Genomic DNA, 11,886 nt, shown 5'->3' on the forward strand with positions numbered 1-11,886 from the left:
CCCCGCACCCCGTGCCGGGTGTCGGCCGCCGGACCCCCGCGAGCCGCGTCGCATCACCACCCATGAGGAGAAAAAGCCCGATGACCACCCACGCCCCCGGGGGCCCGGCCGCCGCACCGCCGGACCTGCCGGACGCGATCGCCGTGACCGGCCTCGCCTGCCGGTTCCCCGGAGCTCCCGACGCCGGGGCCTTCTGGGCCAACCTGGTCGCGGGCCGCGAGAGCGTCACCTTCCGGAGCCCCGAGGAGCTGGCGGCCCTGGGCGTCCCCGCCGAACGGCTGGCCGACCCCCGGTTCGTCGGGGCGGGCGGCGTGCTGGAGGGCCTCGCGGAGTTCGACGCCGAGTACTTCGGCATCCCGCCCCGCGACGCCGAGCTGATGGACCCCCAGCACCGGCTGTTCCTGCAGTGCGCGGTCACCGCGCTGGAGGACGCCGGGCAGCTGACCGACGGCGTCGAGGGCGGCGTGGGCGTCTACGCCTCGGCCGGCTTCAACTCCTACCTGACGCACCACCTGCTGCCCAACGCGGCCCACCTGGCCGACCGGGCCGACGTCCAGTGGCTGGCCGCCGGGGACAAGGACTACCTCGCCACCCAGACCTCCTACCGGCTGGGCCTGACCGGCCCGAGCCTGAGCGTGCAGAGCGCCTGCTCCTCCGCCCTGCTCGCGGTCCACCTGGCCGCCGAGGCGCTGCTCAGCGGCGAGTGCGACGTGGCGCTGGCCGGCGCCGTCTCCGCCGGGATCGGCCAGGGGCTCGGCTACCTGCACGCCGAGGGCGGCATCCTCTCCGCCGACGGGCACTGCCGCCCCTTCGACGCCGACGCGACCGGCACGGTCTTCGGCAGCGGCGTCGGCGTGGTGGTGCTGAAGCGGCTGGCCGACGCGGTCGCCGACGGCGACACCGTACGGGCCGTGCTGCTCGGCTCGGCGGTCAACAACGACGGGAACCGCAAGGTCGGCTTCACCGCGCCGAGCCTGGACGGACAGGTCCGGGTCGTCTCGGCGGCCCAGTCCGTGGCCGGGGTCACGCCCGGCGAGGTCTCCTGCATCGAGGCGCACGGCACCGGCACCGCGCTCGGCGACCGGATCGAACTCGCCGCGCTGGGGCGGGTGTTCGCGGACGCCCCGGACTCCCGCCGGGTGCTCGGCGCGGTCAAGTCGAACGTCGGCCACCTGGACACCTGCGCCGGGATGGCCGGGCTGATCAAGACGGTGCTCGCACTCCAGCACCGCACGCTGCTGCCGACCGTGCACTTCGAGAGCCCCAGCCCCGAACTGGCCCCGGGCCTGTTCCGGGTGCTGACCGAGGCCGAGCCGTGGTCCGGCCGCGACGGCGCCCGAATCGCGGGCGTCAGCTCCTTCGGCATCGGCGGCACCAACGCCCACCTGATCCTCCAGGACGCGCCGCCGCTGCCCGCCGCGCCCGCCGCCGAGCCCGCGCAGTGGGAGCTGCTGCCGCTGTCCGCCAGGAGCGAGCGGGCGCTCGACCGGGCCGCCGAGCGGATCGGCACGGCGCTGGCCGCCCCCGGTGCGCCCGGCGCGGGCGACGCCGCGTTCACCCTCCAGACCAGGCGGCGCCACCACCCGTGGCGGCGCGCCGTCCTGACCGGGCGTTCGGGCGAGGCGTCCCCCGCCGCCCAGGCCGTCCAGGCCGTCGGAACCGGTCGGAAGGTGGCCTTCCTCTACCCCGGGCAGGGGGCCGGCCACCCCGGCATGGCGGCCGAGCCGTACCGCGCCGAGCCGCTCTTCCGCGCCGCGCTCGACCGCTGCCTGGACGCCCTGCGGCCGTGGACCACGGCGCCGCTGCGCGAGCTGCTGCTCGACCCGGCCCACCCGGACCTGTTCGACCGGACCGAGACCGCCCAGCCGGCCCTGTTCGCGGTGGAGTACGCGCTCACCGCGTGGTGGACGGGGCTCGGCGTCCGGCCGGTCGCACTCGCCGGGCACAGCGTCGGCGAGTTCGCGGCCGCCTGCGCCGCCGGGGTCTTCGACCTGCCCGGCGCCGCCCGGCTGGTGGCCGAACGCGGCCGGCTGATGGGCACCATGGCGCCCGGCGCGATGCTCAGCGTCCCGCTGCCCGAGCCGGAGCTGCGCGCCCTGCTGGACGACCCGGCCGGGCCGGAGCTGGCCGCCGTCAACGCGCCCGACCGCTGCGTGGTGGCCGGCGCCCCCGAGGCGGTCGCGCGGCTCGCCGAGCGGCTGGCCGCGCGCGGTGTGGCCGCCCGGCAGCTGGCCGTGCGGCACGCCTTCCACTCCCGGGACGCCGAACCGCTGCTGGAGGAGTTCGCCCGGCTGGTCGCCACCGTCCCGGTCCAGGCGCCCGCCGTGCCGCTCGTCTCCGGCCTGACCGGGCGTGAGCTCACCGCCGAGGAGGCCGCGTCACCGGAGTACTGGGCGCGCCAGCTGCGGCACACCGTCCGCTTCGCCGACGCGCTCGCCGCGCTGCCGGGCGACGGCCCGCTGCTGGAGCTCGGCCCCGGCCGGGGGCTGAGCGGCTTCGCCGTACGGACCCTGGGCGCCGGACGCCCCGCGCTGCCCACCCTCGGCGGCGCCGCGCCCGCCCCGGACCAGCCGCCGGCCCGGCTCACCGCGCTGGCCCGGCTGTGGGAGCGGGGCACCGAGGTCGACTGGTCCGCCCTCGGCGAGCGCGCCGGGCGCCGGCACGTCTCGCTGCCGGGCTACCCGTTCGAGCCCACCCGGCACTGGTTCGAGCCCACCGCCGCCGAGCCCGCCGCCGTCACCGTCCAGGGCCCCGCCGGGCCCGCGCAGGTTTCCGACGGTGCGAGCGGCGTGGACGACTGGCTGCGCGTCGTGTCCTGGACGCAGGCCCTGCCGCCGTCCGGCACCGGGCCGCTCCCCTCGTCGGTGCTCCTGCTCGCCGACGAGTCCGGCCTCGCCGAGGCCGTCGCCGGAGAGCTCGCCGCCGCCGGTGTCCAGGTCAGCCTGGTCCGCGCCGGGGCGTCCACCGCGCTCACGCACGGCACCCCGTTCACGCTCGACGCCGACGACCCCGAAGCCTTCCCCGCGCTGGCCGCCGCCCTGGCCGCGCGCGGCACCGTGCCGGACGCCGTCCTCTCCTGCTGGGCCCTGGACACCCCGCCGCTGCGCTCGGCCACCCCGGGCGAGGCGGCCGACGGCGCGCTGCGCGCCCTCACCGTCCCGGTCCAGCTGGCCCGGGCCCTGGGCGAGGCGTTCCCCGGCCGGCCGCTGCGGATGCTGCTGGTCACCGACGCCGCCCACGGGGTGCACGGGCAGCCTGCCCGCACCCCGCAGGCCGCCGCCGGGCTGGGCGCGGTGCGGGTGCTGCCGCAGGAGCTGCCCGGCGTCACCGTCCAGGCCCTCGACCTGGACTGCCCGACCCGGGAACCCGAGGAACTGGCCCTGGCGGCGCAGACCGTGGTGGCGCAGCTGCGCGCCGGGCACGCTGCGGCGCCGCTGACCGCCGTCCGCGGCCGGGCGCACCTGGTGCCGGTCCCGGAGCGGCCCGTCCTCACCGACCCGGCCGGGCCGCAGCCCGCCGCGCCGTCCGGCGTGTGGCTGGTCACCGGCGGCCTGGGCGGGATCGGTCTGGCCGTGGCCGGCCACCTCGCCGAGGACGCCGACCGGACGCTCGTCCTGCTCACCCGCCGTGCCGTCCCCGACGGCGCCGGCTGGCGGAGCCTGCGCCCCGAGGGCGCGGCGCCCGCCGCGAGCTGCCCGCCGGAGCTGGCCGAGGCCCTCGCCGGGCTGACCGCGCACGGCGCCCGGCTCTGCCTCGTCCAGGCGGACGTCACCGACGAGGCCGCGCTCGGCGCCGCGCTCGACCGGGTGCGGGCCGCGTACGGCCCGATCGCCGGGGTGGTCCACGCCGCCGGGGTGCCCGGCGGTGGCGTCACCGCCCTGCGCAGCGCCGGGGAGATGGCGCGGGTGCTCGCCCCCAAGGTGCTCGGCACCGTCCTGCTGGAGCGGCTGACGGCCGTGGACCGGCCGGTGCTGGTGCTCTGCTCCTCGGTGCTGGCGGTCACCGGCGCGGTCGGCCAGGCCGACTACACCGGCGCCAACGCCTTCCTGGACAGCTTCGCCGCCGGCTCCCGGGCCGCCGTGTCGATCGGCTGGGACCGGTGGTCGCAGACCGGCATGGCGATGCGGTCCGGCCGGCGCGACTGGCTCGACGGCGGCGAGGTGCTCGACCACGCCCTGTTCGACGCCCGCCGGGCGGAGCCGGACGGCACGGTGGAGCTGCGGCTGCGCCGCACCGGGCAGAGCGCCTGGCCGGCCGACGAGCACCGGATCGGCGACGTCCCGGTCCTGCCCGGCACCGCGCTGCTCGAACTCGCCGTCGCCGGGCACCGGTTGGCGGTCGGGGACGGGCCGGTCGAGCTGGACGCGGTCTTCACCCACCCGCTGCGGATGCCCGCCGACGCCCCGCCCGAGGTCACCCTGCGGCTGCGTCCGGCGCCCGACGGCGGGCACCTGTGGGAGGTGCGCTCCAGCGCCGTGCCGTCCAGGCCGCACGCCCAGGGCCGGATCGCGCCGTACGGGGGCGACTCCCCCGAGCGCCTGGACCTCGACGGCCTCGCGGCCCGCTGCGCCCCGGTGCCGCAGGTCGCGGTGTCCGCCGCCGCCGGGGAGCGGCCCGGCGGCGCCAGCGGGCTGCGCACCGGGCCGCGCTGGGAGAGCGTCACCGAGGTCCGCGAGGACGGGCGCGGCGGGGCGATGCTGCGGCTGCGCCTGCCCGAGGCGTTCCACGGCGACCTGGCCGCGCACCCGCTGCACCCCGCGCTGCTGGACACCGCCACCGGCGCCGTCACCGCCCGCACCGGCAGCCACCTGCCGGTCGCCTACCGCCGCCTGGTGGTGCTCGGCCCGCTCGGCCCCGAGGCCGTGGTGCGGGTCGACCGCCGCTCCGGTGACGCCGGGGCGGGCGACACGCTGGTCGTCGACGTGGTCGTCGCCGGGCCGGACGGCGCTCCGGCCGTGCTCGTCGAGGGCTTCGTGCTGCGCCCGGCCCCGGCCGCCCCCGGCCCGGACGCTCCCGGCCCGGACGCGGAGGGCGGCATCCCGACCCGGGAGGGCCTGCTGGCCTTCGACCGGATCCTGGCCAACCGTCACCTCCCGCACGTGCTGGTCAGCCCCCGCGCGGCCGGGCCGGCCACGCCCGTCCCGACCGCATCGCAGGCCGCGCCGGAGGCCGCCCTGGCGTCCGCACCGGCGACCGGCCCCGAGGGGCTGGAGGAGCAGATCGCCGCGGTCTGGTCCCGGCTGCTGGGCGTCCCCCGGATCGGCCCCGAGGACAGCATCTTCGAACTCGGCGGCGACTCCCTGCTGATCGTCCAGATCACCGCCGAACTCCAGCGGCAGGGCCTGACCGTCTCCCCCGGCGACCTCTTCGCCCACCCCACCGTCGGACAGCTCGCCGCCCGGCTGCGCGCGGACCGCGCGCCCGCCGCCGCCCCGGCGTCCGACACCCCCGCCCCGCCCACCGCTCCCACCGAGCCCGATCCGGCCCCCGCGAAGGGGTCGGGCGAGGCGTTCTCGGACGCGGACCTCAGCGAAGACGACCTGGCCCGGGTATTCGCCCTGTTCCGGTCAGGAGAGGACACCAAGTGAACGACATCGAGGACATCTACCCGCTCTCGCCGACCCAGGAGGGGATGCTCTTCCACAGCACCACCTCCCCCGAGCACGGCCTGTACGTCGAGCTGACCACCTTCCGGGTGCGCGGCGAACTGGACCTGACGGAGCTGGGAGCAGCCTGGCAGCGGGCGATCGCCCGGCACCCGGTGCTGCGCACGGCCTTCGTCCGCGAGCGGATCCGCACCCCGCACCAGGTGGTGCTGCCCAAGGCGGACCTGCCGATCGAGTTCCGCGACCTGTCCGGGCTGGACGAGCCGGCCCGGGAGCGCGCCGTCGCCGAGGAGCTGGAGCAGCGCGCCCGCGAGCGCTTCGACCTGGCCCGGCCGCCGCTGATGCGGCTGCTGGTGCTGCGCCTGCCCGACGAGCACCTGGTGGTGTGGACGTACCACCACCTGCTGCTGGACGGCTGGTCCGCCGCGCTGCTGCTGGCCGAGGTCACCGCCGGACTGTCCGGTGACGCCGCCGAGCCGCCCGCGCCGCCCGCCTTCCGCGAGTACATCGCCTGGCTGGGCCGTCAGGAGGCCGAGCGCGACCGCGCGTTCTGGACCGGCTACCTGGCGGGCTACCGCGAGCCGGCGACGCTGAGCCTGCCGGGCGTGCGCCCGGGCGCCAAGCCGTCCGGCGACTTCCGCACGGTGCGGGCCGAGCTGCCCGCCGAGACCGTCACCGCGCTGCGGCGGCTGGCCGCCGGCAAGGCGACCACGCTCAGCAGCCTGGTCGAGGCCGCCTGGGCGGGGACGGTCGCGCGCCACAGCGGCCGCGACGACGTGGTGGTCGGCGTGACCGTCTCGGGCCGCCCCGTCGACCTGCACCGGGCGGACCAGATGCTCGGGATGTTCATCAACACCGTCCCGGTGCGGGTGCGGATCGACCGGGAGCTGCCCGGCGACGAGTGGCTGGCCGGCCACGCCGCGACCCGCCACCCGCTGCTGGACCACCAGCACACCCCGCTGACCGACATCCAGCGCTGGGCCGACACCGCGCCCGGCGTGCCGCTGTTCGACACCGTCGTGGTGGTCGAGAACTACCCGGACCGCACCGAGGCGGTGCTCTCCCACGGCGCGGTCACGGTCAGCGACGTCCGCTACGAGACGCGGACCAACTACCCGGTCACCCTGGTCGTGCGGGCCGCCGCCGAGATGCAGCTCCAGGCGGTGGTGGACGCCGGGCGGATCACCCCGGAGGAGACCGGCGCGCTGCTCGACCACGTCGTCGCGGTGCTGACCCGCATCGCCGCGCAGCCCGGCCGCCCGGTCCGCGAGCTGCTCGCCGTCCCCGAGGCGGCCCGCGCCCGCCAGCTCGACACCTGGAACGGCAGCGAGATCGACCGCGGCGAGCCGTCGGCCCTGCTGTCCGGGCTGATCGACGACGCGGTCCGCAGCCGCCCGGACCACCCGGCGGTGGTCGACCAGCAGACCCGGTACAGCTACCGCGAACTCGACCGGCGGGCCGAGGCCCTGGCCCGGCAGCTGGCCGCGCGCGGCGTGCGCCCCGGCGACCGGGTGGGCGTCTGCCTGGGCCGCAGCGCCGACCTGGTGACCGCGGTGCTGGCCGTCGCCCGGGCCGGGGCCGCGTTCGTCCCGCTCGACCCGGCCCACCCGGTGGAGCGGATCGGCCTCGTCCTGGCGGACGCGGCCCCGGCCGTGGTGCTCACCGACGCGACCGGCGCGCCCGCGCTGGCCGGCTGGGACGGCACCGCCGTCGACCTGGCCTCCCTGGACCTGGCCGACCTCGACCTGACGCTCCAGGAGGCCGCCGACCCCGCCGCCGCCGAGCTGCCGGGCGCAGCCCCGGACGGCCTCGCCTACCTGATGTTCACCTCCGGCTCCACCGGCCGCCCCAAGGGCGTCGCCGTCGGCCACCGGGCACTGGCGAACCTGGTGGACAGCCTGGCCCGCCGTCACCCCGGCCTCGACGGCGACACCCGCTTCCTCGCCCTCACCACGCTCGGCTTCGACACCTCGCTGGCCGAGCTGCTGGTGCCGCTCGCCGTCGGCGCGACGGTGCACGTCGGCGGCCAGGCACTCGGGCTGAGCGGCCGCGAACTCGACCGCTACAGCGTCGAGCACGGCATCACCGCGCTCCAGGCCACCCCGTCCCGCTACCGGGCGCTGCTGGACTCCGACTGGCAGGGCGCCGGCCGCCCCCGGCTCTACAGCTGCGGCGAGGCCTTCCCCGCGGACCTGGCGGCGCCGCTGGCCGAGCGCGGCGAGTCGGTGTGGAACATGTACGGGCCGACCGAGACCACCGTGTACTCCAGCGTCGAGCGGATCACCGCCGACACCACCCGGGTCACCGTCGGCCGCCCGATCGCCAACACCGTGCTGCACGTGCTGGACACCGTGGACGGCGAGCTGCTGCCGGTCGGCTGCGTCGGCGAGCTGTGCATCGGCGGTGACGGCGTGGCCCAGGGCTACTGGCAGCGGCCCGAGCTGACGGCCGAGCGGTTCGTCACCGACCCGTTCACGGGCGGCCGGATGTACCGCACCGGCGACCACGCCCGCCGCCTGCCCGACGGGCGGATCGAACTGCTCGGCCGGATGGACCGCCAGCTCAAGCTGCGCGGCTACCGGATCGAGCCCGGCGAGATCGAGCAGGTCCTGCTGGCCCTGCCCGAGGTGGCGGCCGCCGCGGTCGCCGTCCGGGAGGGCCGCCTGGTCGCCTGGGTGGTGCCCGCGGACCGGGGCGCCCCGCTCGACGCCCCCGGGGTCCAGGCCGGGCTGCGGCGCTCGCTGCCCTCGTACATGGTCCCCGAGGCGGTCACCGTCCTCGCCGAGTTGCCGCTCACCCCGGCCGGCAAGACCGACCTGCTCGCCCTGCCCACCCCGGCCGGGTTCGCCGACGAGGCCGCGCCGAGCGGCGGGCCGGGCGGCACGGCGGACCACGAGGCGCTGGTGGCCCGGCTGTTCCGCGAGGTCCTGGCACTGCCGGAGGTCGGTTTGGACGACGACTTCTTCGAGCTGGGCGGCGACTCGCTGCGCGCCCTGCGACTGGTCTCCCGGCTGGAGGCGGAACTCGGCTGCTCGCTCGACATCGAGCTGCTCTTCGACTCCTCCACGGTCCGCGACCTCACCGCGGCCATCGGCCCCGCCCTGACCGACGCCGACGCCGACGCACCGGCCGACGCCGACGCACCGGCCGGCTCCGACGCCCCGGGCTCCGACGCCGACCAGTGAACCAACCGGCGTCCCGGCCGGCCCCGGCCGCCGGGACGCCCCTGCACCGACCACACCGATTGGACACAACCTCCATGGCTAGCCCTACGGCCACGATTCTCGACGACGGCGAACGACGGCTCGACACCCTGCTGCTCTCCCGCTGGGAGGCCGACCCGGCGCAGCCCGCCGTGGTCGACGGCGACCGGGTCCTGCTCGCTGGCGAGCTCAGGGACCGCACCGTGCGGGTCGCCTCGCTGCTGCGCGAGCGGGGGGTGCGCCCGGGCGAGCGGGTCGCGGTCTACCTGGAGCGCTCGGCCGACTTCGTGGTCGCCGTGGCCGGGGTGATCCTGGCCGGCGCCGCCCAGGTCGCCTTCGACGTCAACGACCCGGTCGCCCGCACCCTCGACATGCTGGCCGACTGCACTCCCCGGCTGCTGATCACCACCCCCGAACTGCGTTCCCGCTTCCCCGAGTTGCCGGGCACCGAGGTCGTCACCGTCGACGAGTGCGCGGCGGCCCGCCCGGCCGTCCCGTTCGAGCCGGCGGCCGACCTCGCCGAGCAGCCCGCAGTCGTCATCTACACCTCCGGCTCCACCGGCCGGCCGAAGGCCTCGCTGATCCCGCACCGCGCGGTGACCACCCGCCTGCGGGCGCTCCAGCGCAGCCACGGACTCGGCCCGGACGACCGGATGCTGCACCACACCGCGTGCAGCTTCGACATGTTCCTGATCGAGGTGTACTGGCCGCTGATCACCGGCACCACCATCGTCATCGCCGCCCCCGGCCGCCAGCGCGACGCCGACTACCTCGCCGAGACCATCCGCGCCGCCGACATCACCGTCTTCTACTGCGTGGTCTCGCTGCTGGAGCTGTTCCTGCTGGCCCGCGGGCCCGAGGAGCGCTTCGACGGCCTGCGGCGCGTACTCACCGGCGGCGAGCCGCTCGCGCCCGAGCTGGTCCGCCGCTTCCACGCCCAGTCCACCGCGCCGCTCACCAACCTCTACGGGCCGAGCGAGTGCACCATCTACTGCACCGCCTGGGTGCCCCCGCGCGACCCCGGCCTGGACACCGTCTACATCGGCCCGGCCATCGAGGACACCACCCTGTGGATCCTCGACGAGGACGGCAAGCCCGTACCGGACGGCGAGCCCGGCGAGCTCTACATCGGCGGCGAGGGCCTCGCCCTCGGCTACCTCAACCGGCCCGAACTCACCGCGGAGCGCTTCGTCCCGGACCACCTCGGCGACGGCTCCGGCCCGCTCTACCGCTCGGGCGACCTGGTCCGCACCCACCCGGTGGGCGGCCTGGAGTTCCTGGGCCGGGTCGACCTCCAGGTGAAGATCCGCGGCTACCGGATCGAACTGGGCGAGATCGAGTCCGCCGCCCTGCGGGTGCCCGAGGTCCGGCAGGCGGCCGTGGTGGCCCACGGCCGCGGCAGCGACGCCCGGCTGGTCGGCTTCCTGGTGCTCGCACCCGGCGCCGAGCCCGCGAGCGTCACCGCCGCCGTGCGCGAGACGCTGCGCGGCGCCCTGCCCTCGTACATGGTCCCGGCGTCGCTGGCCACCGTCGACTCGATGCCGCTGACCGCCAACGGCAAGCTGGACCGCGCCCTGCTGACCGAACGGGCCGGGGCCGTCCTGCCCGCCGTCACCGACGAACCGCAAGCACCGCCCGGCGACGGCGTGGCCGCCACCGTCACCACGGTCTGGTGCGAGGTCCTCGGACTGCCCGCCATCGGCCCGGACGACGACTTCTTCGAGATCGGCGGGGACTCCTTCAAGGTGGTCCGCGCCACCCGCAAGCTGGAGGCGCTGCTCGGCGTCGAGGTCCCGATGCACCTGATGTACGACGAGCCCACGGTGACGGCCTTCACCGCCGCCCTGGCCGAGCAGGGACCGGAGGGATCGCGGTGACTGCCCAGGTCGTCCGTTCCTTCGGCGAGCTCGACGCGATCGCCCGCGATCCGTCGGCCCCCGTCGTCACCCTGTTCAGCGGCGGGCTGGACAGCAGCTACCTGCTGCACCGCCTGGCCCGGGCCGGCGCCCGCAACGTCCACGCCGTCAGCGTCGACCTCGGCGAGGACGAGAGCAGCGAGCACAAGCAGCGGATCGCCGACCGGCTCGGCATCCGGCTGCACCTGGTCGACGGCCGGCAGGAGTTCGCCGAGGACTACGTCCGCCCGGCCATCGCCGCGCACGCCGTCTACCTCGACACCCACCCGGTCAGCTCCTCGCTCAGCCGCCCGCTGATCGCCAAGGTCGCCGTCGACACCGCCCGCGAACTCGGCGCCACCACCGTGCTGCACACCGCCAACCGCTCCCAGAACACCCTGCGCCGGCTCAACGGCGCCCTCGAACTGCTCGGCTTCGCCGGACGCTACGGCAGCCCGTACGACCTGGACCCGGTGGACCGGGACCAGAAGATGCGCGAGCTCAAGGAAGCCGGCCTGGAGCAGCTGAGCGAGCGGCTGGTCAGCGGCGACTCCAACCTGTGGTGCCGGGAGTTCGAGTCCGGGATCCTCGACGACCCCGAGGACCACGCCGTGCCCGAGCGGCTCTACCAGTGGAGCGCGCTGCGCCCCGCCGAGGCCCCGGAGGCCGTCGAGGTCGCCTTCGAGGCGGGCCGTCCGGTCGCGGTGGACGGCCGCCGGCTGCCGCTGACCGAGCTGATCGACACCCTCAACCACCTGGTCGGCGCGCACGGCCTCGGCCGGTACAGCGGGCTCGAACACCTGGGCCACGGGCCGAAGGTGCTGGAGATCCGCGAGATGCCCGCCGCCTGGCTGCTGCTGCGCTCGCGCCGCCACCTGGAGACGGCCACCCTCTCCGCCGAGCTGCTGCGGGAGAAGCTGAACCAGGAGCAGCTGTGGGTCCGCGAGGCGCTGGAGGGCCGCTGGTTCGGCGAACTGCGCCGCGCCAGCCAGGCGTTCATCGAGGTCTGCTCGGCGCACGTCACCGGCTCGGTGCGGTGGCGGCTCTCGGCGGGCTCGGCCGAGACCCGGGCCGTCGTCGCCGACCGGCCGCTCTACCTGCGCGACCGGGAGGCCTGGGAGCACCGGTCCGTCGCCGCCGAGCGCGCGGCGTTCAGCCCGAACCAGCCGCGGGAGCGCTGAC

The 11,886-nt window shown here is 76.8% G+C and carries 4 protein-coding genes; all 4 read left to right on the forward strand.

Features of this window, described 5'->3' with window-relative positions; genetic code table 11:
- The first annotated feature begins 80 nt into the window (after nucleotides 1-80).
- The 4 genes from ACIP37_RS13650 (at nucleotide 81) to ACIP37_RS13665 (ending at nucleotide 11,885) form a co-directional block, all read left to right on the forward strand.
- Entirely contained in the window at nucleotides 81-5,588 is a 5,508-nt protein-coding gene (locus tag ACIP37_RS13650; RefSeq protein ID WP_400806868.1) for an SDR family NAD(P)-dependent oxidoreductase, read from the forward strand.
- The gene (locus tag ACIP37_RS13655) at nucleotides 5,585-8,791 is read left to right on the forward strand and encodes an amino acid adenylation domain-containing protein (protein WP_400806865.1); all 3,207 of its coding nucleotides are present in this window, start codon (nucleotides 5,585-5,587) and stop codon (nucleotides 8,789-8,791) included. Before ACIP37_RS13650 ends, ACIP37_RS13655 begins: the two co-directional genes overlap by 4 nt.
- 74 nt (nucleotides 8,792-8,865) lie before the next feature.
- Nucleotides 8,866-10,686, forward strand: coding sequence for a non-ribosomal peptide synthetase (locus tag ACIP37_RS13660; RefSeq protein ID WP_400806863.1), 1,821 nt, complete (start codon nucleotides 8,866-8,868; stop codon nucleotides 10,684-10,686).
- Nucleotides 10,683-11,885, forward strand: coding sequence for an argininosuccinate synthase-related protein (locus ACIP37_RS13665; protein ID WP_363627751.1), 1,203 nt, complete (start codon nucleotides 10,683-10,685; stop codon nucleotides 11,883-11,885). Before ACIP37_RS13660 ends, ACIP37_RS13665 begins: the two co-directional genes overlap by 4 nt.
- Nucleotide 11,886 lies beyond the last annotated feature (1 nt).

The sequence above is a fragment of the Kitasatospora sp. NPDC088861 genome (genome assembly GCF_044750105.1).
In the GTDB taxonomy this organism is placed as follows: Bacteria; Actinomycetota; Actinomycetes; order Streptomycetales; family Streptomycetaceae; genus Kitasatospora.

Excerpts from the sequence above, each read along its gene's own strand:
- ACIP37_RS13650 (WP_400806868.1), top strand. The coding sequence starts at position 81 with ATGACCACCCACGCCCCCGGGGGCCCGGCCGCCGCACCGCCGGACCTG.
- ACIP37_RS13660 (WP_400806863.1), top strand. The coding sequence starts at position 8,866 with ATGGCTAGCCCTACGGCCACGATTCTCGACGACGGCGAACGACGGCTC.